The organism is Citrobacter sp. Cpo012, from assembly GCF_030333015.1.
Lineage (GTDB): Bacteria > Pseudomonadota > Gammaproteobacteria > Enterobacterales > Enterobacteriaceae > Citrobacter > Citrobacter portucalensis.
Genome location: NZ_JAOWGR010000034.1, coordinates 24,544 through 50,120, shown reverse-complemented (window position 1 = coordinate 50,120; position 25,577 = coordinate 24,544). Strand labels below are relative to the sequence as shown.

The window sequence follows — 25,577 nt, the reverse complement described above, 5'->3', positions numbered from 1 at the left end:
CCGCATGCCTGTCCCCGTATTCTTGTTGAAAAAAACAACAGGAGACAGGCATGTCGCTCTGGCTTACACACCCTCTGTTTATCCCCTCTCTGGTGGTTGGTATCACCATTCTGCTCTGGGCTACGTCGCTGCTGCCGGAGTTTATAACGGCGCTGCTGTTCTTTGCCGTGGCGATGGTGGCCAAAATCGCGCCACCGGATGTGATTTTTGGCGGCTTTGCGTCCTCCGCGTTCTGGCTGGTGTTTAGCGGCTTTGTACTGGGTATCGCGATTCGTAAAACGGGGCTGGCGGACAGGGCGGCGAGGGCGCTGTCATCGAGGTTGACTGATTCCTGGCCGTTAATGGTGGCGAGCGTAGTGCTGCTGAGTTACGCGCTGGCATTTGTAATGCCATCCAACATGGGCCGCATTGCGCTGCTGATGCCGATTGTCGCGGCGATGGCGAAACGGGCTGGAATTAACGACGGCACGCGCGCCTGGTATGGTCTGGCACTGGCCGTCGGGTTTGGGACGTTCCAGCTTTCTGCGACGATTTTACCCGCAAACGTACCGAATTTGGTGATGAGCGGCGCGGCGGAAGGCTCTTACGGCATCCACCTCAATTATCTTCCCTATTTGCTGCTGCATACGCCGGTTCTGGGTTGGCTTAAAGGCGCGGTGCTCATTGTGCTTATCTGCTGGTTGTTCCCTGGCAAGCCGCATGCGCCGCGCGATCTCACGCCGCCTGAGCCGATGAGCCGGGATGAAAAACGTCTGGCCTGGATGTTAGCGGTGGTGCTGTTCTTGTGGGTAAGCGAAAGCTGGCACGGCATTGGCCCTGCGTGGACCGGGCTGGCTGCGGCAGTTATCACATTGCTACCACGGGTTGGCTTTATCAATGGCGACGAGTTTTCCACTGGGGTCAACATTCGTACCTGTATTTATGTGGCGGGTATTCTGGGGCTGGCGATCACCGTCACGCAAACCGGTATTGGTAGCGCTGTTGGCGAAGCGCTGTTACAGGTGATGCCGCTGGATGCGGAAAAGCCGTTTACCAGTTTCCTCGCGCTGACCGGTATTACCACTGCGCTTAATTTTATTATGACGGCGAACGGTGTTCCGGCGCTGTATACCACGTTGGCGCAAAGTTTTGCCGATGCGACGGGATTCCCACTGCTGTCGGTGATTATGATCCAGGTGCTGGGTTATTCAACGCCACTGTTGCCGTATCAGGCTTCACCGATCGTAGTGGCGATGGCGCTCGGGAAAGTACCTGCAAGGGCGGGGATGCTGCTGTGTATCGCACTGGCGGCGGCAACGTATTTGATTCTTCTGCCGCTGGATTACGCCTGGTTTACGGTGTTAGGAAAACTGTAGATGTATCAAAATGTTAATTTTATGTTTTGTGAGTGAGTGAATTGTATTATGTGCGGCAATATCGGTTAATGCCCGAGCGCAGATTTGCGCACTGGAAACTCAAGGATTGATTCATGGACAGTTTGACCCCCATCCGCTGTTGGCCTGCCATCATCTCGCTCGTGATTACGCTGACCATCTGGTTTGTTATCCCGTGTCCTCCTGACGTAACCCCGCAAGCGTGGCACCTGCTGGCACTGTTTATTGGTACGATCGCTGCGATTATCGGTAAAGCTATGCCCATTGGCGCAATTGCGATTGTGGCGATTATGCTGGTGGCTATGACTGGCGTTACTAACCCCGGCAAACCCTCCGCGGCGTTGAACGATGCGTTGAGTGGCTTTTCGAACCAGTTAATCTGGCTGATTGGTTTATCCATTATGCTGTCGCAAAGTCTGTTAAAGACTGGCCTGGGAGCGCGTATTGGCTACGGGTTTATTGCGCTATTTGGTAAAAGAACGCTGGGTATTGCGTGGGCATTAACCCTTGCGGAAACGCTAATTGCACCCGTAACGCCAAGTAATACCGCGCGTGGCGGCGGCATTATCCACCCGGTAATGCGGGCGATTGCGGAGAGCCTCGGCTCGCAGCCAGGCCATGCCGAGAATGGCTCAACGGGCCGTTATCTCGCGCTGGTGAACTACAACATTAACCCGATCAGCTCGGCAATGTTCATCACCGCGACCGCACCTAACCCGTTAATCGTCAGCTTTTTGACGAAGGGGACGGATGGCGTGCTGAACATGACCTGGGGAATGTGGGCTATTGCGGCGCTTCTTCCCGCTCTGGTATCACTGGTTGTCATGCCGATTGTAATCTGGTGGCTCTATCCGCCAGCTATCACGCGCACGCCAAATGCGCCGCAGTTCGCGCGGCAAAAACTGGATGCGCTGGGTCCACTATCATTGGCAGAAAAAATCACCCTGGCAGTGTTCATTTTGCTGCTCTGCCTGTGGGCGGGTGTTCCAGCGATGCTGATGGGCAGTGCCTGGAGCGTAAACCCCACTAGCGCCGCGTTAATTGGTTTGTCGATTCTATTGATGGCGGGCGTATTGAGCTGGGATGACATTCTTAAATGCCGCGGGGCATGGGATACGATAGTCTGGTTTGCCGCGCTGGTGATGATGGCGGATTTTCTCAGCAAACTGGGGTTGGTGGGATGGCTGGCAACCAGCGTTGGTAGCGCAATCGACCATCTTGGCGTGCACTGGAGTGTTGCAACGCTGCTGTTGATTCTGCTTTATGTCTACTCGCACTACTTTTTCGCCAGCACTACTGCGCATATTACGGCTATGTTCGCTGCGTTTTTCGCCGCAGGATTAGGCCTCGGCGCGCCGCCAGCATTGCTTGGTTTAATGCTCGGTTTCTCCTCCTCCCTGATGATGTCGCTCACGCACTATGGCACGGGTACTGCGCCGATCATCTTTGGTTCGGGCTATGTCACGCTAGCAGAGTGGTGGAAAACGGGGCTGGTGATGAGTGTGGTCAACCTGACCATTTGGGGGGTGACCGGCGCCTTCTGGTGGCACTGGTTGGGATACTGGTAGTTAATACAGCGGGAGGAGTGCTCCTCCCGCCTTAACAACTTAAGCCTGTTTAGCGGCTTCTGCTGCTTTAACGATGACGGCGAAGGCGTCTGCTTTCAGAGAAGCACCACCAACCAGCGCACCGTCGATGTCCGGCTGAGCAAACAGTTCTGCCGCGTTAGCTGCGTTTACAGAACCGCCGTACTGGATGATTACTTGCTCAGCGATTTTCGCGTCAGCTTTAGCAATGTGGTCACGAATAAATTTGTGAACAGCCTGAGCCTGAGCAGGAGTTGCAGATTTACCGGTACCGATAGCCCATACTGGTTCGTAAGCGATAACGACGCCTTCGAATGCTGCCGCGCCCTGAGTTTTCAGAACCGCGTCGATCTGACGTGCACAAACTTCTTCAGTTTTGCCCGCTTCGTTTTCTGCTTCGGTTTCACCGATGCACAGAACTGGAGTCAGACCCTGCTCTTTCAGCACGGCGAATTTTTTAGCGATCAGCTCGTCAGATTCTTTGTGGTAAGTACGACGCTCAGAGTGACCGATAATGATGTACTGTGCGCCGATGTCTTTCAGCATTTCAGCACTTGTTTCACCAGTGAATGCGCCAGACAGGTTCAGGTCAACGTTCTGCGCGCCCAGAATGATGTGGCTACCGGCAGCGGCGTGTTTCGCCAGGTCGATATACATTTCCGGCGGAGCAATCGCTACTGCACAGCCAGCAACGCCAGCCAGTTCTTTACGCAGATTAGCAACCAGTTCGTTTACCATGTGGCGGCTGCCGTTCAGTTTCCAGTTACCCATCACTAAAGGATGTCGCATTTCATTTCTCCACGCTTGTCAGCGAATTAAGGAATATGGCCGCCCCTCAGGGCAGCATGGTCTGTGAAACAGTATAGAGATTCATCCCCCGAAAGGCTTTGCTTTTTGTCATTTCCCCGTCATTCTCCACGTTGCAGGTGCGTTGGCTGTACTCTCTCACCCCAGTCACTTACTGATGTAAGCTCCTGGGGATTCGTTGCGTCGCCGCCTTCCTGAAACGTGAATAATTTAGGGGGAATTCGACCCTTCGAGGTTTTCAGATAGAGCCAGCTTAATCGGTTCAACAGCGAAGGTCAGCCCCTTTTCACCGTTATCTGCCACGACATAGCGAATTGCGCCTTCTGTTTCGGCGTAATAGTGCTTACCTTTGCCTGCGGCGAGCAGTTTTTGCAGTTTTTTCTGGCTCTGTTCCTTCGTCAGTAGCGGTGCGACGGTGCGGATGACGGCGGTCATGTATTCCAGCGCTTTCGCTTTAGCTGCCTTTTGCTCTGGTCCCTGAATTGGTAACCAGGTTATCTGCATGCTTTTGATTTTCAGGGTGCCGCGCTCAAGGGCGGAAGACGCATACAGGTTTTCATTGATTTTACTGGCCGCGCGGGTGAGATTTGCCCGATCGCGACTGCTGTCGATGGCGCGGAACTCATTCAGGATCAGCTTCGGATTCTGTGTATTAAAGTTTTCGCGAAACTGGCTAATCGACAGGTCAAAGGTCGGCGCGCCCGCCAGTAAATAGGGGGCTGTGGTTGCCGTCGATGGCGCTTCCGCCAATGCCGCAGGGCTGGCGGTTAAGGCTGAAAACAATAATAAAAACAGTGTAAATCCGTGCTTCATCAATCGTACCTTTCATTCTCACTGCTCACGATTAAAACGGTAACCGTCGAGCTTGTCAAAAGGGTAAACTGTTCTGGAAGGTAATAATAAAGGAACTTACATGACCATACAGCAGTGGTTATTCTCATTTAAAGGGCGCATCGGGCGCCGTGATTTCTGGATTTGGATTGGCCTATGGATCGTCGGCATGCTGGTTCTGTTTTCGCTGGCGAGCAAACAATTACTCGATATTCAGACCGCGGCTTTTTGTCTGGTGTGTCTGCTATGGCCAACGGCGGCAGTGACGGTAAAACGTTTGCATGACCGGGGACGTTCCGGAGCGTGGGCGCTGTTGATGATTCTGGCGTGGATGCTGCTGGCCGGAAATTGGGCGATGTTACCCGGCGTCTGGCAATGGGCGGTAGGCCGCTTTGTTCCAACGTTGATTCTGGTCGGCATGCTTATCGATCTGGGTGCGTTCATTGGCACCCAGGACGCAAATAAATATGGTAAGGATACGCAGGACGTAAAGTACAGGGCTGACTCGTAGGCCGGATAAGTGTATGCGCTATCCGGCAAAATGCCCGGGTGTTTACCGGGCATTGAAACGTTCTTACCAGTAGTGCTCTGCGGTCATATGGCCCGGTCGGCGGCGCAGGTGTTTGGTCATCTGCCGGGTGTCCTTCAGCAACTGCTGGGTATCGCGCACCATCTGCGGGTTTCCGCACAGCATCACATGACAGGTTTCTTTATCCATTGGCAGCCCGACCGCTTTTTCCAGTTCACCGCTTTCAATTAGTGCCGGTACACGCCCGGTCAGCGAATCTGCCACGGTTTCACGGCTGACAACCGTCTGGATACGTAATTTACCTTCGTAGCGCTTTTCCAGCGCCTGCATCAACGGTAGATAGCTCAAATCGGCGGCATAGCGCGCGGCGTGGACCAGCACCAGATTTTTGAAGCGGTCCAGGTCTTTGCCTAATTGCAGAATCGACAAATATGGGCCGATAGCCGTGCCGGTTGCCAGCATCCACAGCGTGTCGCAATCGGGGACTTCATCCAGTACGAAGAAACCAGCAGCTTCACTCACCACCTGGACTTCATCGCCAGGCTTCAGTGCTGCCAGACGAGGGCTGAGTTTGCCGTCGGGAACCGTCACCAGATAAAACTCTAAATCGGGGTTATCAGGGGCATTGACGTAAGAATAGGCACGCTGGACGCGTTCGCCGTCGATCTCAAGGCCAAGCTTGGTGAATTGACCTGCAGTGAAAGGAAGAACCGGAGCTCGCACGGTCAAACTAAACAGGGCATCGGTCCAGTTCTGTACCTTCGTGACTTTGCCTGTTACCCAATCTGCCATGGTTCTCTCCTGTCTGCTTTGATTGCCTTATCTTCGTTCGTTGGACGAAAGATTTCCAGCCCATATGGGCTGGAAGGCTCTATTGATCAAATCAATTACAGGATGTGCGCCTGCACATCGGGATCTTTGCGATCGAGGTAGTGAATCGACTGAATGCGGCGGATCGTACGTGATTTACCGCGGATCAGCAGCGTTTCGGTGGTTGCGATATTACCTTTGCGGCTAATCCCTTCCAGCAAATCGCCTTTGGTGATGCCGGTGGCAGAGAAAATGACGTTGTCGCTACGCGCCATTTCATCGAGGCGCAGCGCTTTGCCCGCTTCAATGCCCATGGCGGCGCAACGAACCAGTTCTTGTTCGCCAATGCGACGGTTCTCTTCGCTGTTGCCTTTGACGTCATGACGTGCCAGCAAACGGCCCTGCATGTCGCCGTCCAGCGCGCGGATAACGGCGGCAGAAACGACACCTTCCGGTGCGCCGCCAATGCCGTACAGCACGTCAACTTCACTGTCTGGCATGCAGGTCAGAATGGAGGCCGCAACGTCACCGTCTGGAATAGCAAAGACGCGCACGCCCAGTTTTTGCATTTCGGCGATCGTTTCATCATGGCGTGGCTTGGCCAGAATGGTGACGGTCAGTTCACTCAGCGGCTTATTGAGTGCAGCGGCAACGTTATGCAGGTTGGCTTCCAGCGGCAGGTTCAGGTCGATAGACCCTTTTGCGCCTGGGCCGACAATCAGCTTTTCCATGTACATGTCTGGCGCGTTCAGGAAGCAGCCTTTATCGCCAACAGCCAGTACGGCCAGCGCGTTTGCCTGACCCATTGCCGTCATGCGTGTGCCTTCGATAGGATCGACGGCGATGTCGACCGCATCACCAAGACCGGTCCCGACTTTCTCACCGATAAACAGCATCGGTGCTTCATCGATCTCACCCTCGCCAATCACGATGGTGCCGTCGATATTGACCTGGTTGAGCATAATACGCATGGCGTTTACCGCCGCGCCGTCAGCGGTATTTTTGTCGCCGCGGCCCAGCCATTTATAGCCAGCCAGCGCGGCCGCTTCGGTCACGCGTGAAAATTCAATGGCAAGTTCTCGTCTCATTGCAAACTCGTAGCTGAAAGGAATGGCGCGAAGTGTAGCACAGGGGAGGGGGCGAGATTATTGATGTGTGTGCGGGGTTGCCCCCGCACGAAGATATTGCCGGATAAGGCACAGTTGCCATCCGGCTATGACGTATTACTCGTCGTGATCTTCCCACGCCATGGCGCGTTTGACCGCTTTTTTCCAGCCGCTGTAACGGAAGTTACGTTCGGTGGTTTCGATGCCTGGGCGGAATTCACGCTCGATGACCGCTTTTTCCTGCAGCTCATCCAGATTCTGCCAGAAGCCTACTGCCAGACCAGCGAGGTATGCCGCACCCAATGCGGTGACTTCGCGGACTTCCGGGCGCTCAACGCGCGTGCCGAGAATGTCGGACTGGAACTGCATCAGGAAGTTGTTGGCGACCGCACCGCCATCGACGCGCAGGGCGTGCAGGCGAATACCGGAGTCAGCCTGCATTGCTTCCAGAACATCACGAGTCTGATATGCAATAGACTCAAGCGTGGCACGGATGATGTGGTTGGAGTTTACCCCACGGGTCAGACCAAAGATGGCACCGCGAGCATACGGGTCCCAGTACGGTGCGCCCAGGCCAGTAAATGCCGGAACGACGTACACGCCGTTGGTGTCTTTCACTTTGGTGGCGAAATATTCGGAGTCGAACGCATCGCTGATGAGTTTCATTTCATCACGTAGCCACTGGATAGATGCGCCAGCCATAAATACCGCACCTTCCAGCGCGTAGTTCACTTCCCCGGTCGGTCCGCAAGCGATGGTGGTCAGCAGTCCGTTTTCGGACTTAACGGCTTTCTCGCCGGTGTTCATCAGCATGAAGCAGCCGGTACCGTAAGTGTTTTTCGCCATCCCTTCCTTCACGCACAGCTGGCCAAACAGCGCTGCCTGCTGGTCACCGGCGATACCGGAGATAGGAATACGAATACCGCCTTTACCACCGATGTTGGTTTGGCCGTACACTTCAGAAGAACGACGTACTTCCGGCAGCATTGCACGCGGAATATCCAGCGCATCCAGCATCGTGTCATCCCAGTCCAGGGAGTGGATGTTGAACAGCATGGTACGTGAGGCGTTGGTGTAATCCGTGACGTGTACACGTCCCTGCGTCATTTTCCAGATAAGCCAGGTATCTACGGTACCGAACAGCAGTTCGCCGCGACGAGCGCGCTCACGCGAGCCTTCTACGTGGTCGAGGATCCACTTCACTTTGGTGCCGGAGAAGTACGGGTCAATGACCAAACCTGTATTATTACGGATGTACTCTTCCATACCGTCGCGTTTGAGCTTTTCGCAGATATCCGCGGTACGACGACACTGCCACACAATCGCGTTATAGATAGGTTTACCGGTTTCGCGTTCCCAGACGATGGTGGTTTCACGCTGGTTGGTAATACCGATCGCTGCAATTTCATCGGAACTGATATCGGCTTTCGCCAGAACTTCTACCAGCGTGGAGCTTTGGGTCGCCCAAATTTCCATCGGGTCATGTTCTACCCAACCTGCTTTCGGGTAAATTTGTTCGAATTCGCGCTGTGAAACGGCAACGATATTCGCATCGTGGTCCATTACGACCGCGCGGGAGCTGGTGGTGCCCTGGTCGAGCGCAACGATATATTTTTTTTCAGTCATAATTTTTTGTCCCGTAGTCACATTACTGCGAAGCTTTTTGTTGAGTGTTGGCCGCAACGTCTTTTTCTTCAATCGCGCAGACATCGCACGGTAAATGACGACCAATCAGTTTGCGATATGCCCATGCGCCCAAAATCGCGCCGGTAATCGGGCCAAACACCGGAACCAGGAAGTAAGGGATATCGCGACCACCCGTGAAGGCAATCTCACCCCATCCGGCCATCCAGGCGAAGAGTTTCGGTCCGAAGTCACGTGCCGGGTTCATCGCAAAACCTGTCAGCGGACCCATGGAAGCACCAATAACGGCAATCAACAAGCCGATCAGCAGTGGTGCCAGCGGACCACGAGGTACACCGTTACCATCGTCGGTCAGAGCCAGAATCAGCCCCATTAGAATAGCGGTAATGACCATTTCAACCGCGAAGGCCTGCACAAAATTGATATGCGGGTTCGGATAGGTGGAGAAAGTACCTGCCAGACCCAGGCTCTCGGTACTGCCGCGTACGATATGGTTAGTTTGTTCGAAATCGAGGAAAAGATTGTAATAAAGCCCGTAAACCAGTGCCGCTGCGCAAAAGGCGCCGGCAATTTGCGAAATAATAAAAGGAACAACTTTGCGTTTATCAAAACAGGCGAACAGCCAGAGTGCGATGGTTACCGCGGGATTCAGGTGTGCACCAGAAACGCCTGCGGTCAGATAGATAGCCATCGCTACCCCCAGACCCCAGATGACACTGATTTCCCACTGACCGAAAGTAGCCCCAGCCACTTTAAGTGCAGCGACACAGCCCACACCGAAGAAAATCAACAACCCGGTACCGAGGAATTCAGCAATGCACTGGCCTTTTAAGGTTGATGTTTGACTCATAATCGGATCCTGAAGAGAGTTTAATGTTTATTGTGTGCGAGAAGGTCACTGACATCCCCGGAGCCGGTAGGCACACTGTTAATTTATCGTTAACGCGCAAAAACGAGAAATATCGAAATTAAAATGTGTGTACTGCATCAACAAAATGAGCGTTTTCGCGCCATTGTGAGGTATTTGTTATACAAAAATAGTGTGAGCTGAATCATTTCACTGATCAACCTGTTAACACTTAAGAGTTATGACAGTAATGTCACCAGGAGAAAGACTAAAAGTGTTGCAAACCGCAATCTGCGCGGGATGCCGCTGGACAGGGATGACGCGGCTTCATACAATCGGTGTTAAGTAGAGTGCGCTCGTTTTTATTAAGGCGTCGCCGGTTATCGGGACGAGGATTTTTATCCATCAACGCCTTGCAATTCAGGAGAGGTATGACGATGTCATTAGAAGTGTTTGAGAAACTGGAAGCAAAAGTACAGCAGGCGATTGATACCATCACGCTGTTGCAGATGGAAATCGAAGAGCTGAAAGAAAAGAACAACTCACTGTCGCAGGAAGTTCAGACTGCACAGCAGCAGCGTGAAGAACTGGAGCGTGAGAACAACAGCCTGAAAGAACAGCAGAGCGGCTGGCAGGATCGTCTGCATGCCCTGCTGGGTCGTATGGAAGAAGTCTAATTACGCTTTATCTTTCGCGTAACCGCCCCTGATTGTAGGCCGGATAAGGCGTAAGCCGCCATCCGGCAATCAGTGACACGCATAAAAAAGGCACCTTGCGGTGCCTTTTTCGCTTACTCGATATCGAGCGGGTCTTCGGAGAGGATTATCCCGGTGTTATCGGCGTACAGGTGGTCGCCGGAGAAGAACGTCACGCCACCGAAGTTGACGCGTACATCGCTTTCTCCAATGCCTTCACCTGAGGCACCTACCGGAATAGCGGCAATCGCCTGAATGCCGATATCCAGTTCTTCCAGATCGTCTACCTGGCGTACTGAGCCGTAGATGACCAGACCTTCCCATTCATTCTGTACGGCCAGCCGTGCCAGTTCGGCATCGACCAGCGCACGACGAACAGAACCGCCGCCATCGACCAGCAGAATGCGACCACGGCCGTTTTGTTCGAGCAGATCGTACAGCAACCCGTTGTCCTCGAAACATTTTACCGTGATGATTTGTCCGCCAAACGACGACCGTCCTCCAAAGTTAGAGAACAGCGGTTCCACGACGTTGACATCTTCCTGATAGATGTCACAAAGCTCGGATGTATCGTATTTCATAGGCTTAACGTTCAGTTGCTGCGAGAATTTTTAGTATATCGCGCTATGTGTACTGTTGGCAAAATCATCAATTGTTAATTGATATTTGTCAGTTAAAGAGACCACTGACTTAAGAAAATTCCAACGACAAACAGCAGGTTAGTTAACAATGCCGCTTTTACGGTGCGTTCCAGCATCGGACGCATTGCTGCCGGGTCCATCTCGCGCATTACATAGCGAGCCTGTTTGATCAGCAGCGGAGCGGCGAGGATAAACAGCCATCCCCACAGGCTTTGCAGTGAGAACAGGTTGAACAGTGCCAGACAGACCAGCGTGCCCATCAGCAGACAGGCGTGGTAGCGGCGGGCATTGACAGCGCCTAAACGCACGACCAGCGTGTTCTTGCCGTTTTCTCTGTCGCTGTTGATATCGCGCAGGTTGTTGACGTTGAGCACGGCGGTTGCCAGCAGGCCGCAGGCGGTGGCAGGCAGAATCAGCGCTGGAATCAACGTATGCGCCTGCAGATACCAACTTCCCATTACGCTGAGCCAGCCGAAGAATACCAGCACAGAAATATCGCCCAGGCCGATATATCCGTAAGGGCGATTACCCACGGTGTAGGTGATCGCGGCGATAATCGACAGACCGCCGAGCACCAGGAAACCGACAAAGTCCGCCAGCGTGTGACAGGCTACAGCAACCAGGGCCAGCCCGGACAGACAGATCAGCACCACGGTGACGATCAGCGCGCGCTTCATCTGCTGTTGGGTGATGACCCCTTTTTGCATACCGCGCAGCGGTCCAATACGGTCGGGCTTGTCGCTGCCTTTGACGGCATCGCCATAGTCGTTAGCGAGATTGGACAGAATTTGCAGCAGTCCTGCCGTAATCAATGCCAGCAGAGCAACCAGCGGATCGAAGTATCCTTGCCACCATGCTAATGCCGTACCGACGATGATCGCCGCGAAGGCGAGCGGTAAGGTCTTAGGTCGTAAACTTTCCAGCCAGGCTTGTGAGCGGCTAATTTGTTGTTGTTCAGTCATATTTAGCGCCAATAAAAATGGGGCTTTATCAGCCCCATCAACAGTGATGAAAATGCATTGAACGCGATTATAGGATAAAACGGCTCAGATCTTCATCTGCGACCAGCGCATCCAGATGTTTGCTCACATATTCGGCATCAATTGTGATGCTTTGGCCGTTCAAATCGCTCGCATCATAGGAAATATCTTCCATCAGACGTTCCAGAACGGTATGCAGACGACGTGCACCGATGTTTTCGGTGGTTTCGTTAACCTGCCAGGCCGCTTCGGCAATGCGTTTAATACCGGATTCAGTGAAGTTGATGTCCACACCTTCAGTCGCCATCAGCGCTTTGTACTGGACGGTGATGGAGGCATTCGGTTCGGTAAGGATACGCTCAAAATCGCTGGTGGTCAGCGCCTGCAGCTCGACACGAATCGGCAGACGACCCTGCAGTTCTGGGATCAGGTCGGACGGTTTGGCTACCTGGAATGCACCAGAAGCGATAAACAGAATGTGATCTGTTTTCACCATGCCGTGCTTGGTGGAGACAGTGCAGCCTTCAACCAGCGGCAGCAGGTCGCGCTGTACGCCTTCACGGGACACGTCCGGGCCGGAGGATTCACCGCGCTTACAGATTTTGTCGATTTCGTCGATAAACACGATCCCGTGCTGCTCAACGGCGTCGATAGCTTCTTGTTTCAGCTCTTCCGGGTTCACCAGTTTGGCAGCTTCTTCTTCAATCAGCAGCTTCATCGCGTCTTTGATTTTCAGCTTACGCGGTTTTTGCTTCTGACCGCCCAGGTTCTGGAACATGGACTGCAGCTGGCTGGTCATCTCTTCCATTCCTGGAGGCGCCATAATTTCAACGCCCATCGGTGCGGCCGCGAGATCGATTTCGATCTCTTTATCATCCAGCTGGCCTTCACGCAGTTTTTTACGGAATGCCTGACGCGCTGCAGAAGGTTCCTGCGGCTGCTCTGACTGCCCCCAGTTATTTTTAGCTGGTGGGATCAGCACGTCGAGAATGCGCTCTTCCGCCATCTCTTCGGCACGGAAGCGGTTTTTCTCAATTGCCTGCACGCGGACCATTTTGATGGCAGCATCGGTCAGATCGCGGATGATGGAATCTACTTCTTTACCAACATAGCCGACTTCGGTGAATTTTGTTGCTTCGACTTTGATGAACGGCGCGTTGGCCAGTTTTGCCAGACGACGGGCGATTTCGGTTTTACCGACGCCGGTCGGGCCAATCATCAGAATGTTTTTCGGCGTGACTTCATGACGCAACTCTTCGTTGAGCTGCATACGACGCCAGCGGTTACGCAGGGCGATCGCCACGGAACGCTTAGCGTTATCCTGGCCGATGATGTGTTTGTTCAGTTCGCTGACAATTTCGCGTGGGGTCATTTCAGACATGGGGGATCCTTACGCTTTGGAGTTCAATTCTTCGATGGTATGGAAGTGGTTGGTATAAATGCAGATATCCCCTGCAATATCCAACGCTTTCTCAGCAATCTCGCGTGCGCCAAGCTCGGTATTTTCAAGCAGAGCGCGTGCAGCAGCCTGGGCGTAGGGACCGCCGGAGCCTATAGCAATCAGATCGTTTTCTGGCTGGATGACGTCGCCGTTACCGGTGATGATGAGCGATGCAGTTTCATCTGCGACGGCCAGCAGCGCTTCGAGTTTGCGCAGCATACGGTCGGTACGCCAGTCTTTTGCCAGTTCAACGGCAGCTTTCACCAGGTGACCCTGGTGCATTTCCAGCTTGCGTTCAAACAGTTCAAACAGCGTGAATGCATCCGCAGTACCGCCCGCAAAGCCCGCGATGACTTTATCGTTGTACAGACGGCGGACTTTCTTCACGTTGCCTTTCATTACGGTGTTACCCAGTGTGGCCTGACCATCACCGGCGATTACCACATGGCCGTTACGGCGTACGCTTACTATTGTTGTCACGAGCAGACCCCTTGGTTACAAATGCAATGTACAGGCCCCGCACAGTGTACGGGGCGTAATGCAAGTATAGATGGGGGGGATTTTGGGGGTTTCAACCCCCAGTGGCGAGTCGAATGCAGTTTGTGTGACCAGCAACCTTCAGGCGGCTGATGGTGTTGTCGGCATTCTCTTTGCCCTTGACCGGACCAATGACCACACGATTCCAGCCGTTATTGGTGGTAATACGGGAGTTAAAGCCTTCAAAGGCCAGCTGCGCACGCACAGTTTCTGCCTGCTCAGCGCCTTTAAATGATCCGCACTGAACCATCCAGCGGCGTTCATCTTTTTTCTCAGCAGTCTGTTTTGGCGGCTGCGTTTCATTCGTTATTGGCGCGGCCGGCTGCGGTTTTGGCTGAGCAGCGGTGGTATGCGCTGGCGTTTGCAGCAGATCCTGATACGGCTGTTGCGCCGCCGGTTTTGGCTGCGGTTTCGGCTGCTGTACCGGCGCGGCTTGTGCTGTACGCGTTTGCTGCTGCTGATACGGCTGTTCTGTTGCCCGTGGACGCGGCTGCTGAGCCTGCTGCTGTGCGTTATTCCACTGCTGCTGTTGCACCTGACGCTGACGCTGCAGCGTTTGCTGGCGTTGTTCAGGCGTTTGCTCGTTCCACGGTACTTCGTTGAGCTGCGTCGGCTGTTGACGCATATCAGCCTGCATTTGCGCCAATAGCTGGCGCTGCTCATTGGTTAGCTGATCGGCATTCAGCACCTCGCCGCCCGCAGACGGTTCGGTAGGCGCACGTACGCCAGGCTGACGGCTTTCCAGCTCTTTGATGTATCGCCAGCGCTCTTCCGGTTTTGGCGGAATGCCATTACCGGTGACTTTCTGGTTTTGCAGCGTTTCGGACTCTTCTTTCTTGTGATGCGTAATGAAGTACAGACCACCGATAAAGGTCACGAGTACGGCTGCAGCAATAGCAACCATTGCGGGCGATACCGCAGGCGTATTGCGTTGTTTTTTCCGTGATGTGCTCTTCTTGCGCCGCGAAGGTGCCGGTTGGCCGCGACGTACATAATCTCGTTGTGCCACTATCGTTTCGCTGTATTTATTCGTTCGTCAGCCCGCCATGTTACTTAAGCGGCGGGCCTTTGACCAGACAGGGGAGTCCGAAAGCACTTTACTTTACGTCAGTGCCCGGGTAGTACCCCGAATAATAAGCTCGCAGTCCAGTAAACGTGAGCCACTGCTGACGCTCTGCCCTTGTAATTGATCGAGCAGTAACAGCATAGCTTCACGTCCGATATCGAAACGCGGCTGTGCGACGGTTGTCAGGGGTGGATCACAAAATTCCGTGAGCGAAATGTTATCAAAGCCAATAATGGATAAATCATCAGGGACTTTCAGACCCTGACGTTTGGCGTAAGAGAGTGCACCCAGCGCCATGACGTCGCTGTGACAAAAGACAGCGGTCGGCGGCTGCGGTAGTTCAAGGAGCTGCTTCAACGCATTGGCTCCCGCTTCATAGGTAAAGTCACCGCGCGCGATGAAATGCGGATCGACCGTAATTCCGCTGCGGCGTAATGCCTGAACGTAGCCTTGCAGACGGTAATGGCACAGCGGCATATCTTCGGGGCCGGCGATACAACCAATGCGTTTATGCCCCAGTTCCAGCAGATAATTCATCGCGTTAAAGGCGGCGGTGAGGTTATCAATGTGCACGGTAGGGAGTTCCAGCTCTGGCGCGAACTCGTTCGACATGACCATCGGCGGTAAATTGCGCTGTTCTTCCACGCTGGCATCAAACGGCAGGCGCGAGCTGAGCAGTACCATGCCATCGATCTGCTTGGTGATAATGAGGTTAAGAAACGTCTTTTCCTGCTGATTCTGGTGCGCGCAGTCGCCAATAAGCACCAGGTATCCCTGTTCTGCGGCAGTCACTTCGATGCCACGAATCACTTCGCTAAAAAACGGATCGCAGATATCCGGCACAATCACCAGAATGGTACGTGACTCATTACGCTTAACGTTACGTCCCATTGATTGGGGTAGATATCCCACTTCCAGCGCTGCCTGCTCAACCTTGTTACGGGTTGACTGTGAGACTTTGTCCGGGTTCATTAATGCGCGGGATACGGTTGCCGTTGAGACTTTCGCCTTCAGAGCAACATCTTTCATCGTAGCTGCGGCAACCTGCTTATTCGGTTTCACTCTTTCTCCTCGCCAGAGAGCTGCTGGCACAGACTCGTCCCTGGATAACCTTCATCTGAAACATTTTTATCAGATAGTGAATGGAAGCGGTTACAGAATTTTCATAAAAAGTGTGATGGATCTTTAATTTTACGATCCGCCTCGCATCGTGAGGGGTTATCCCTCGATGGGATCGACATCCAGCACCCATTTAACCTTGCGTGCATCGGGTAGCGTATTGATCAGTGCCAGCGTGCCGCTGACGATATGTTGCAGACGAATTCGTGATGGATGTTGCAACAATATTTGCCAACGATAACGACCACCGCGTTTGGGCGCCAGTGCGGGAACCGGGCCGAGCACCCAGAGTTTGTCATCGGCCAACGGGCTGGCTTGAATGAGATTCCGTAGCTGCTGCAAGAACATTGGTGCATGCTGGTTGTTATGGTCTTCTGCCCGCACGATCACATGGCTGGTCCACGGTGGAAGCTGGAGCGTTTGTCGCTCGGCCAGCGCCTGTTCGGCAAACGCGTCATAGCCTTTATACAGCAAGGTTTGCAGCAGCGGATGTTCAGGATGGTGCGTTTGCAGCACCACTTCGCCTTGCTTCCCGGCGCGTCCGGCACGGCCAGAGACCTGCGTATAGAGCTGGGCGAAGCGTTCTGCTGACCGGAAATCTGCGGAGAATAGCGCGCCGTCAACGTCCAGCAGCGCCACCAGAGTGACGTCCGGGAAGTGGTGGCCTTTGGCCAGCATTTGCGTGCCTATAAGAATTCGTGCGCCGCCGCGATGCACTTCTGCCAGATGCTGCTCCAGAGACCCTTTACGGCTGGTGGTGTCGCGATCGATGCGTGAAATTGGCACGCCGGGGAAAAAAGGTGCCAGCGCCTGTTCAAGCTGTTCGGTGCCGAGCCCTACCGGAACCATATGCGTCGAGCCGCAGGAAGGGCACTGACGTGGTATTGGGCGCTGGCTGTCGCAGTGGTGGCAACGCAGGTGGTGCTGCGCCTGATGTAGCGTGTAGTAATGATCGCAACGCGGACATTCGGCAATCCAACCACAGTCGTGGCACAGCAGCGCAGGCGCAAAACCACGACGGTTCAAAAACAGGATCACCTGGTTATCCGCCTGCAGGTGCTGACGCATACGGGCGATCAGCGCAGGGGCGAGTCCGGCCTGCACCTGCTGACCTTTGAGATCCAGCACGTGCTGAGTGGCTGGGCGCGCATTTCCGGCGCGGCGCGTCAGGCGTAGCATGCGATATTTGTTCTGCCGCACGTTACACAGCGTTTCCAGTGCCGGGGTGGCTGAGCCGAGAATAATCGGGATCTGCTCACTATGGGCGCGGTAAACCGCGAGGTCGCGCGCATGATAGCGCCAGCCTTCCTGCTGTTTATAAGAGCTGTCGTGTTCTTCGTCGATGACAATCACGCCGAGATTTTTAAACGGCGTAAATAGCGAAGAACGCGTGCCGATAACAATCGCCGCCTCGCCATTTTTTGCTTTCAGCCAGGCTGAAAGACGTTCACTGTCGTTTAAACCGGAGTGCAGGACTTCGACCGGCGCATTAAAACGTTCGCGAAAACGGGCAATAGTTTGCGGCGTCAGGCCAATCTCCGGCACCATCACCAGCGCCTGCTTGCCCTGGGCAAGGACGTTTTCCAGAACGCTGAGATAGACCTCTGTTTTGCCTGATCCCGTTACGCCCGCTAATAGCCATGCGCTAAAACTGTCTGAGGCGCTGTGAATCGCCCCGACGGCGGTGGCCTGCTCGGTGTTCAGCCGCAGACGCTCACCGGAAACCGCGTAGTGCGTACGCCAGTCGCTAAAGCCTGGTGTTTCGCTCGCCAGATCGCACAGCCCTTTTTTCCGCAGTGCCTGTAATGCGGCATCATTAAATTCCAGTTCAGCCACCTGGTCGCGCCAGATTTTCCCCTGGCGTAGCGCAGCCAGCGCCTGTTGCTGCTTGGGAGAACGCTTCAGGCTGTTGAGGTCAATTACCTGGCCTTCTTCAGTGGCAAACCAGTACCACATGGGCGCGTTTGTCGCCGGGCGTCCCTGGCGCAGTAAAATTGGCAGAGCGTGAAACAGTACGTCACCGATGGGATGATGATAATAATCAGCCGCCCACAACAGCAGACGCCAGACAGAGGTCGAGTAGACCGGTTCGCTGTCCAGCACTTCGAGAACGGCTTTCAATTCGCTCCGCGGCAGTTCACTGTGCTCGCTGACGGAAAGGACGATACCCACGCGCTCCTGCTGCTTGCCAAAGGGCACGCGTACACGACACCCGGCTTTGGCACTCAAGCCTTCCGGCAGGAGGTAGTCAAAGGTGCGAGGTAGCGGAACAGGTAAGGCAACGTGCGCAACGGGCATTGAATCATCCTGACTTGAAATCTGGCGGGTTAGTATACACATTAGTGGAGGGTAGAATGCGGATCAGTTTGCATGAGCAGGTTAATTTCTGTATGATTCGCCGCCTTTGATGCAAATTGATTGCGTCAAACAATGACCATTACCCGAGAGTTTCAGGCTGTTGATGCAGCGTGAAAGGTGACGGGGAATAATTAACATCGCGTGGTGTCTGGCGTTAGGGCTGGAAGAGCGACGCGGCCTTAAACCGAGGTTTTCCCATGAAAAAAGATATTCACCCGAAATACGAAGAAATTACTGCAAACTGCTCTTGCGGTAACGTCATGAAAATCCGCTCTACCGTCGGTCACGATCTGAACCTGGACGTGTGCGGTCAGTGCCACCCGTTCTATACTGGCAAGCAGCGTGATGTTGCTACCGGTGGCCGTGTTGATCGCTTCAACAAGCGTTTCAGCATCCCAGGCAGCAAGTAAGTTTCAGCTGTCAGAAAAAAGCGCCTTATGGCGCTTTTTTTGTTTCTGCGCTTCAGAACTGAAATATATATTGATGTATTGAATAATCTATTTTATTCAATAAATAAAACGGTGTTTTATTTTCTCGATAAAATATTGCAACTGGTGATCTGAGTCCTTTTTATCTTCTGTCTTTTGCCATATTTAGCAGTTCCTGGCAAAATACCAAAGGTTTCTGCTTTCTTTCTAAAATACACTTTCGTGGAAATATAAAATTAATCTAAAAGCCTTTTTGTTTTCCCATTTTATGGACAAACGAGATGGATTATTTCCGTTGTTGAGTGTGAAGAGGGATTGTCATGAAATTTAAATCTGCGTTATTACTGATTCCATTATTCTCTGCGGCCGCACAGGCGGGTTATGTTGATTACCGACATGAATATTATGACGATGGACGTAATTACGATCGTGTGTATATGTCTCACCGTTTTGCCACGGGTTTTGGTGTGGCAGTAGAAGCCATTTCTCGTTCCGAAAACACGCAGTCAAATGATGCGTGGAATAATATGGAAAGTAACGGCAACGAGTATACCGCAAGCTATCAGTTCACCTGGCAGGGTCTTGTCTGGCAGCCCGGCATTGCAATCGAAACGGGCGATAATATCGCGATTTATAAGCCTTATATCCGCGTACAGTACAACATCAACGACAACTGGTGGACCGCGTTCCGCTATCGTCAGGAGTACATGCGCAGAAACACTGACGGCAAAGATGACCGCATGGTCTATCGTCCGGAAGCCTGGCTTGGTTATAACGTCAATGACTGGATGTTTGAGCTAAATGGTATTTATAAAATTGCCGATAGCGAAGATTTATATAACAACCGGAAAGATGATTATGAATATAACTTCCGCGTGGCGTACAAATTAGGCTCCTGGGTTCCATTTGTTGAGGTTGGCAATGTTTCCTCGGGTTATAACACAACAACGACAGACGATCGTCAGACCCGTTATCGTGTCGGCCTTGGTTATAACTTTTAATCGGTAATAGTTTTCGTATCGGCTGATTACGTCGATAAGCATAGTTTGTGTGAATAATATGTCTAAGGAGTTGACATCATGTCTAATGATGGAACTATTATCGGAAATAATGAAACCACTGCCGTCAGGCCTTTCGGAATTAGAGATAAAATTGGTTATTTATGTGGTGATCTCGGAACCTGTTTTATTCTTGGCTTAGTTAATAGTTTTTTAATGATTTATTACACTAACGTCCTCGGTATTTCCGGCGTTATTGTTGGCTCACTCTATTTTGTGACCAAACTCTTTGATGCGTTCGTTGATGTTGGTGTAGGGCGCTTATGCGATACCTCTAAACTGACGGTACATGGACGTTTCAACCCGTGGGTGCGTCGTATGAAGTATCCATTTTGCATCATTGCGGTTGTCCTGTTCCTGCCGTTTGTGAATGATTTTTCTTATACGGCGAAAATCATCTACATCTGCTGCTCCTATTTCATTTACGGTTCGCTGTTATCGACCGTGAGTATTCCGTACGGTGCTATGTCTGCGGCGATTAGCTCGAATCCTGAAGATCGTGTATCGCTTTCAACCTGGCGTAGCGTTGGGTCAGCAATTGGCGGTGGGGCAACTGGCTTTTTCATTCCAATCCTGATGTACACCACCCTGGTGGATGGAAGCCAGGTGATTTCCGGGCAACACTTCTTCTGGATTTCCATTGGTTGCGCAGTGCTGGGCTTGATCTTTTTATCCTTGACCTGTCATTTAACGACGGAGCGCGTGCGCGTGGAGAGAAAAGAGAGCATGCCCGTTTCGGTGTTGCTGAAGGGACTGGCACGCAATAAGGCGCTGATTGTTTTAGTGGTTGTGGATTTGCTGATTGTAATTAATCAGGGGTTGTCCGGTACCAACATGACTTACCTGTTTAATGACTATTTCCACAATAAAGAGGCGATGTCAGTCGCGTTGCTGTTTACCTTTGGTTCCCTGGTTTTGCTGGCGCCATCGGCATCCTGGCTCACGAAGCGGTTTGGTAAAAAAGAAGCCAGCGTAGGCGCGTTGCTTTTTGCCGTGGTCATGTATGTGATTATGTACTTTGTCCACATTACGGATGCAAAGGTCTATCTGGTTTTCTTGTTCCTGGCGACGCTGGGTGCAGGGTTATTCAACCTGATGATTTGGGCGTTTATGACTGATGTTTGTGACTACCATCAGTATGTCACTGGCGATCGCGAGGATGGCACGGTTTATGGTGTGAACTTCTTTGCGCGCAAGGTTGGTCAGGCATGCGCAGGAGCGATTGGTGGCTTTATGTTGGCTATCATTGGCTATCAATCATCGTCAACAGGTGGTGCAGTGCAAACCAGCATTGTGCAGGAAAATATTTATACGATGGCGAATCTCTTGCCGGCGCTATGCCTGTTTTTGGCGGCGGTCATTCTGATTTATTTCTATCCATTGAACCGTACGGAAACGCTCAAAATGGAAGAAACATTGAATAAACTCAATGGTATTAGTAAGTAATACTGTGAGAAAAGGCGGGAGCATTCCCGCCTCTACATGCCCATTGCCGTTCTAACTATCAGTATTCCCACGTTTCCGGGTTGATACCCAGTTCACGCATGATTACCTTTGCTTCTTCCGGGATTTCATCACTGCGTTCTTTACGCAGGTCGTCATCGTTGGGTAAGGGTTGCCCAGTAAAAGCATGCAGAAACGCTTCACACAGCAGTTCGCTGTTGGTGGCGTGGCGCAGGTTGTTCACCTGACGACGCGTGCGTTCATCGGTAAGGATTTTTAACACCTTCAGAGGAATGGAAACCGTAATTTTTTTGACTTGCTCACTCTTCTTACCGTGCTCAGCGTATGGGCTGATATATTCGCCGCTCCATTCAGCCATGAGATACCTAATCCTCTTCGTCATTAATATTGAGGCCAGAACCTGAGCCCGGACCATAATTGCGCGTAGTTTATCGTAGTGGCGTGGCCCTGACACGAAGTAAGCCGACGCAGATGTACGCTAATGCATATAATTTTAACGGCTATTTCCAGTTTGCTCAATCTATACGCAAAGAAGTTTAGATGTCCAGATGTATTGACGGCTATCGTAACTATGATTACTCTGGTGTCTGACTTTTCACCGACTCAGCCAGGATCTCCTCAATATGACGCGTAAACAGGCCACCATCGCAGTGCGTAGCGGGTTAAATGACGACGAACAGTACGGTTGCGTTGTCCCGCCGATTCACCTCTCCAGCACCTATAACTTTACCGGATTTAATGAACCTCGCGCCCATGACTATTCGCGTCGCGGCAACCCAACGCGCGATGTTGTTCAGCGTGCGCTGGCGGAACTGGAAGGCGGTGCAGGTGCTGTGCTGACCAATACTGGCATGTCGGCGATTCATTTGGTGACCACGGTCTTTCTCAAGCCAGGCGATCTGCTGGTCGCACCGCATGACTGCTACGGCGGGAGCTACCGACTGTTTGACAGTCTGGCAAAGCGTGGCTGTTACCGGGTCCTGTTTGTCGATCAAGGAGATGAGCAGGCATTACAGGCCGCATTGGCGGAAAAACCGAAGCTGGTGCTGGTAGAAAGCCCAAGCAACCCGCTGCTGCGCGTGGTGGATATTGCGAAAATCTGCCAGCTGGCGCGTGAAGCTGGCGCGGTCAGCGTGGTCGACAACACTTTTTTAAGCCCGGCACTGCAAAATCCACTGGCATTGGGCGCCGATCTGGTGTTGCATTCATGCACGAAATATTTAAACGGTCACTCAGATGTGGTGGCTGGTGTTGTGATAGCGAAAGATCCGGAAACGGTCACTGAACTGGCATGGTGGGCGAATAATATTGGTGTGACCGGCGGCGCGTTTGATAGTTATCTGCTGTTGCGCGGCCTGCGTACTCTGTCTCCTCGAATGGAGGTGGCGCAACGTAATGCTCAGGCGATAGTCGATTATCTGCAAACTCAGCCGCTGGTGAAAAAATTGTATCACCCGTCATTGCCGGATAATCAGGGCCATGAGATTGCCGCGCGTCAGCAAAAAGGCTTTGGCGCGATGTTAAGTTTTGAACTGGATGGTGATGAGCAAACGCTGCGCCGCTTCCTCGGAGGGTTGTCATTGTTTACGCTGGCGGAATCGTTAGGGGGCGTTGAAAGTCTGATCTCCCACGCCGCAACCATGACACACGCGGGCATGGCGCCAGAAGCGCGTGCTGCTGCCGGAATTTCCGAAACGCTGCTGCGTATCTCCACCGGTATTGAAGATGGCGAAGATTTAATTGCCGACCTGGAAAATGGCTTCCGGGCTGCAAACAAGGGGTAAACATGAGTGTGATTGCGCAGGCAGGGGCGAAGGGTCGTCAACTGCACAAATTTGGTGGTAGTAGTCTGGCTGATGTGAAATGTTATCTGCGTGTCGCAGGCATTATGGCGGAGTACTCGCAGCCTGATGACATGATGGTTGTTTCAGCCGCAGGCAGTACCACTAACCAGTTGATTAGCTGGCTGAAATTAAGCCAGACCGATCGCCTTTCTGCGCATCAGGTTCAACAGGCGTTACGTCGCTATCAGAGCGAGCTTATCAGCGGTTTGTTACCGCCTGAGATAGCGGATGGACTGATTGGCGCGTTTATTCACGATCTGGAGCGTCTGGCCGGATTACTCGACAGCGGCGTGAACGATGCCGTCTATGCTGAGGTTGTTGGGCATGGTGAGGTATGGTCCGCGCGTTTGATGTCTGCGGTCCTTAACCAACAGGGGCTGGAGTCAGCCTGGCTGGATGCGCGCGATTTTTTACGTGCTGAACGCGGTGCCCAGCCGCAGGTAGATGAAGGTCTTTCTTACCCGCTGCTACAGCAACTGCTGGCACAGCATCCGGGTAAACGGCTGGTGGTTACCGGCTTTATTAGCCGCAGCAATGCCGGTGAAACGGTCCTGCTGGGGCGTAACGGCTCCGACTACTCGGCGACGCAGGTTGGCGCGCTGGCGGGCGTTTCTCGCGTAACTATCTGGAGCGATGTCGCCGGGGTTTACAGCGCGGACCCGCGTAAAGTAAAAGACGCCTGTTTGCTGCCGCTGCTGCGTCTGGATGAAGCCAGCGAACTGGCGCGTCTGGCGGCGCCGGTTCTCCATGCCCGTACCTTACAGCCGGTTTCCGGTAGCGATATCGATCTCCAACTGCGTTGTAGCTATACGCCGGAGCAGGGTTCAACGCGCATTGAACGCGTACTGGCCTCCGGTACCGGGGCGCGTATTGTGACCAGTCATGATGACGTCTGCCTGATTGAGTTTTTGGTTCCGACTGGCCAGGACTTTAAGCTGGCTTATAAAGAGATTGATCAGGTTTTAAAACGTACCCAGGTGCGTCCGCTGGCAGTGGGTGTGCATCCTGACCGCCAACTGCTGCAATTTTGCTATACCTCCGAAGTCGCTGACGGCGCACTGAAAATTCTGGATGAAGCTGGTCTGCCGGGCGAGCTGCGTTTGCGCCAGGGGCTGGCGCTGGTGGCGATGGTCGGGGCGGGCGTCACCCGTAATCCGCTGCATTGCCACCGTTTTTGGCAACAGTTGAAAGGTCAGCCGGTTGAATTCACCTGGCAATCGGAAGAGGGTATCAGCCTGGTCGCGGTACTGCGTACTGGGCCAACAGAGAGCCTGATTCAGGGCCTGCATCAGTCAATTTTCCGCGCGGAAAAACGCATTGGTCTGGTGTTGTTCGGCAAAGGCAACATTGGTTCGCGCTGGCTGGAGCTGTTCGCTCGCGAGCAGAGCACGCTCTCGGCGCGCACCGGATTAGAGTTTGTGCTGGCGGGTGTGGTTGATAGCCGTCGTAGCCTGCTGAATTACGAAGGGCTGGATGCCAGCCGCGCGTTAGCTTTCTTTGATGACGAGGCAGTAGAGCAGGATGAAGAGTCTCTATTCCTGTGGATGCGTGCTCACCCGTATGATGATTTAGTGGTGCTGGACGTTACTGCCAGCGAGCAACTTGCGGATCAGTATCTGGATTTTGCCAGCCATGGTTTCCACGTCATCAGCGCCAACAAACTGGCGGGGGCGAGTAGCAGTCATAATTATCGCCAAATTCATGACGCTTTTGAAAAAACCGGCCGCCACTGGCTGTATAACGCCACCGTGGGAGCAGGTTTGCCGATCAATCATACCGTGCGCGATCTGATTGATAGTGGAGATACCATTCTGTCGATCAGCGGGATCTTCTCCGGTACGTTGTCGTGGTTGTTCCTGCAATTTGATGGCACGGTCCCGTTCACCGATCTGGTGGATCAGGCGTGGCAACAGGGGCTGACTGAACCCGATCCGCGCGTAGATCTTTCCGGCAAAGATGTGATGCGTAAGCTGGTGATTCTGGCGCGTGAAGCAGGTTACGACATCGAACCGGACCAGGTTCGCGTGGAATCGCTGGTGCCTGCGCATTGTGAAGAAGGCTCTATTGACCATTTCTTTGAGAATGGTGATGAGCTGAACGAGCAGATGGTGCAGCGTCTGGAAGCGGCGCGTGAAATGGGGCTGGTGCTGCGCTATGTGGCGCGTTTTGATGCTAACGGTAAAGCGCGCGTTGGTGTTGAGGCGGTTCGTCCTGAACACCCGCTGGCGGCGCTGTTGCCGTGCGATAACGTATTCGCCATTGAAAGCCGCTGGTATCGCGATAACCCGCTGGTAATCCGTGGACCGGGCGCAGGTCGTGACGTTACCGCCGGCGCTATTCAGTCAGACATCAACCGTCTGGCGCAGCTGCTGTAGTTTTTGTTGCCGGATGATCCGGCCGACGGTTCGTTTGT

General features: G+C 53.1%; 23 protein-coding genes. 9 read left to right on the top strand and 14 right to left on the bottom strand.

Features of this window, described 5'->3' with window-relative positions; genetic code table 11:
- The first annotated feature begins 50 nt into the window (after nt 1–50).
- On the top strand, nt 51–1,355 hold the full coding sequence (locus OGX90_RS05830; protein WP_008787026.1) for an SLC13 family permease: 1,305 nt from the start codon (nt 51–53) through the stop codon (nt 1,353–1,355).
- A gap of 113 nt (nt 1,356–1,468) precedes the next feature.
- Nucleotides 1,469–2,941, top strand: coding sequence for a DASS family sodium-coupled anion symporter (locus tag OGX90_RS05825; protein ID WP_003825206.1), 1,473 nt, complete (start codon nt 1,469–1,471; stop codon nt 2,939–2,941).
- Nucleotides 2,942–2,980: 39 nt separating this feature from the next.
- On the opposite strand, the gene tpiA is transcribed toward OGX90_RS05825, so the two are convergent.
- Nucleotides 2,981–3,748, bottom strand: a complete 768-nt coding sequence (gene tpiA, locus OGX90_RS05820) for a triose-phosphate isomerase (protein ID WP_003028783.1) — start codon at nt 3,746–3,748, stop codon at nt 2,981–2,983.
- Nucleotides 3,749–3,976: 228 nt separating this feature from the next.
- Complete coding sequence (locus OGX90_RS05815) at nt 3,977–4,579, bottom strand: YiiQ family protein (RefSeq protein ID WP_071444510.1); 603 nt, start codon at nt 4,577–4,579, stop codon at nt 3,977–3,979.
- A 100-nt stretch (nt 4,580–4,679) separates the two neighbouring features.
- Here OGX90_RS05815 and OGX90_RS05810 point away from each other — a divergent pair, with 100 nt between their 5' ends.
- Nucleotides 4,680–5,108, top strand: coding sequence for a DUF805 domain-containing protein (locus OGX90_RS05810; RefSeq protein ID WP_008787028.1), 429 nt, complete (start codon nt 4,680–4,682; stop codon nt 5,106–5,108).
- 63 nt (nt 5,109–5,171) lie between these two features.
- Here OGX90_RS05810 and fpr read toward each other — a convergent pair whose 3' ends face one another.
- The 4 genes from fpr to OGX90_RS05790 form a co-directional block, all read right to left on the bottom strand.
- A complete protein-coding gene (gene fpr, locus OGX90_RS05805) occupies nt 5,172–5,918 on the bottom strand; it encodes a ferredoxin--NADP(+) reductase (protein WP_008787029.1) in 747 nt (248 codons plus the stop codon).
- Nucleotides 5,919–6,013: 95 nt separating this feature from the next.
- Nucleotides 6,014–7,024 carry a class II fructose-bisphosphatase gene (gene glpX, locus OGX90_RS05800; RefSeq protein ID WP_286623331.1) on the bottom strand — a complete coding sequence of 337 codons (1,011 nt, stop codon included), beginning with the start codon at nt 7,022–7,024 and terminating at the stop codon, nt 6,014–6,016.
- Between the two features lie 135 nt (nt 7,025–7,159).
- Nucleotides 7,160–8,668 (bottom strand): glycerol kinase GlpK, encoded by a 1,509-nt coding sequence (glpK, locus tag OGX90_RS05795; protein ID WP_003028792.1) that lies wholly within the window; start codon nt 8,666–8,668, stop codon nt 7,160–7,162.
- Nucleotides 8,669–8,690: 22 nt separating this feature from the next.
- Entirely contained in the window at nt 8,691–9,536 is an 846-nt protein-coding gene (locus OGX90_RS05790) for an MIP/aquaporin family protein (protein WP_008787032.1), read from the bottom strand.
- A 428-nt stretch (nt 9,537–9,964) separates the two neighbouring features.
- On the opposite strand from OGX90_RS05790, the gene zapB reads away from it, so the two are divergent.
- A complete protein-coding gene (zapB, locus tag OGX90_RS05785; protein WP_095533156.1) occupies nt 9,965–10,210 on the top strand; it encodes a septal ring assembly protein ZapB in 246 nt (81 codons plus the stop codon).
- A gap of 113 nt (nt 10,211–10,323) precedes the next feature.
- Here the strand turns inward: zapB and rraA are convergent, their stop codons facing one another.
- The 7 genes from rraA to priA form a co-directional block, all read right to left on the bottom strand.
- The gene (gene rraA, locus OGX90_RS05780) at nt 10,324–10,809 is read right to left on the bottom strand and encodes a ribonuclease E activity regulator RraA (RefSeq protein ID WP_008787034.1); all 486 of its coding nucleotides are present in this window, start codon (nt 10,807–10,809) and stop codon (nt 10,324–10,326) included.
- 92 nt (nt 10,810–10,901) lie between these two features.
- Entirely contained in the window at nt 10,902–11,831 is a 930-nt protein-coding gene (gene menA, locus OGX90_RS05775; RefSeq protein ID WP_003825185.1) for a 1,4-dihydroxy-2-naphthoate polyprenyltransferase, read from the bottom strand.
- Nucleotides 11,832–11,898: 67 nt separating this feature from the next.
- Nucleotides 11,899–13,230 carry an ATP-dependent protease ATPase subunit HslU gene (hslU, locus tag OGX90_RS05770; RefSeq protein ID WP_003028803.1) on the bottom strand — a complete coding sequence of 444 codons (1,332 nt, stop codon included), beginning with the start codon at nt 13,228–13,230 and terminating at the stop codon, nt 11,899–11,901.
- Nucleotides 13,231–13,239: 9 nt separating this feature from the next.
- Nucleotides 13,240–13,770 (bottom strand): ATP-dependent protease subunit HslV, encoded by a 531-nt coding sequence (gene hslV / locus OGX90_RS05765; RefSeq protein WP_003028805.1) that lies wholly within the window; start codon nt 13,768–13,770, stop codon nt 13,240–13,242.
- Nucleotides 13,771–13,861: 91 nt separating this feature from the next.
- On the bottom strand, nt 13,862–14,836 hold the full coding sequence (gene ftsN, locus OGX90_RS05760) for a cell division protein FtsN (RefSeq protein ID WP_008787037.1): 975 nt from the start codon (nt 14,834–14,836) through the stop codon (nt 13,862–13,864).
- A gap of 93 nt (nt 14,837–14,929) precedes the next feature.
- The gene (cytR, locus tag OGX90_RS05755; RefSeq protein WP_003825179.1) at nt 14,930–15,955 is read right to left on the bottom strand and encodes a DNA-binding transcriptional regulator CytR; all 1,026 of its coding nucleotides are present in this window, start codon (nt 15,953–15,955) and stop codon (nt 14,930–14,932) included.
- Nucleotides 15,956–16,111: 156 nt separating this feature from the next.
- Nucleotides 16,112–18,310, bottom strand: coding sequence for a primosomal protein N' (gene priA, locus OGX90_RS05750; RefSeq protein WP_048215183.1), 2,199 nt, complete (start codon nt 18,308–18,310; stop codon nt 16,112–16,114).
- A gap of 257 nt (nt 18,311–18,567) precedes the next feature.
- Between priA and rpmE the strand changes: the two genes are divergently transcribed.
- The 3 genes from rpmE (at nt 18,568) to OGX90_RS05735 (ending at nt 21,302) form a co-directional block, all read left to right on the top strand.
- Nucleotides 18,568–18,780 (top strand): 50S ribosomal protein L31, encoded by a 213-nt coding sequence (gene rpmE / locus OGX90_RS05745; protein WP_008787040.1) that lies wholly within the window; start codon nt 18,568–18,570, stop codon nt 18,778–18,780.
- Nucleotides 18,781–19,118: 338 nt separating this feature from the next.
- Entirely contained in the window at nt 19,119–19,799 is a 681-nt protein-coding gene (locus OGX90_RS05740) for an oligogalacturonate-specific porin KdgM family protein (RefSeq protein ID WP_003825173.1), read from the top strand.
- A gap of 78 nt (nt 19,800–19,877) precedes the next feature.
- A complete protein-coding gene (locus tag OGX90_RS05735) occupies nt 19,878–21,302 on the top strand; it encodes an MFS transporter (protein ID WP_032945626.1) in 1,425 nt (474 codons plus the stop codon).
- 58 nt (nt 21,303–21,360) lie between these two features.
- Here OGX90_RS05735 and metJ read toward each other — a convergent pair whose 3' ends face one another.
- Nucleotides 21,361–21,678 (bottom strand): met regulon transcriptional regulator MetJ, encoded by a 318-nt coding sequence (metJ, locus tag OGX90_RS05730; protein WP_003825168.1) that lies wholly within the window; start codon nt 21,676–21,678, stop codon nt 21,361–21,363.
- A gap of 265 nt (nt 21,679–21,943) precedes the next feature.
- Between metJ and metB the strand changes: the two genes are divergently transcribed.
- Both metB and metL read left to right on the top strand, forming a co-directional pair.
- On the top strand, nt 21,944–23,104 hold the full coding sequence (gene metB, locus OGX90_RS05725; protein ID WP_003028818.1) for a cystathionine gamma-synthase: 1,161 nt from the start codon (nt 21,944–21,946) through the stop codon (nt 23,102–23,104).
- 2 nt (nt 23,105–23,106) lie between these two features.
- Entirely contained in the window at nt 23,107–25,539 is a 2,433-nt protein-coding gene (gene metL, locus OGX90_RS05720) for a bifunctional aspartate kinase/homoserine dehydrogenase II (RefSeq protein ID WP_008787044.1), read from the top strand.
- The last annotated feature ends 38 nt before the right edge of the window (nt 25,540–25,577 follow it).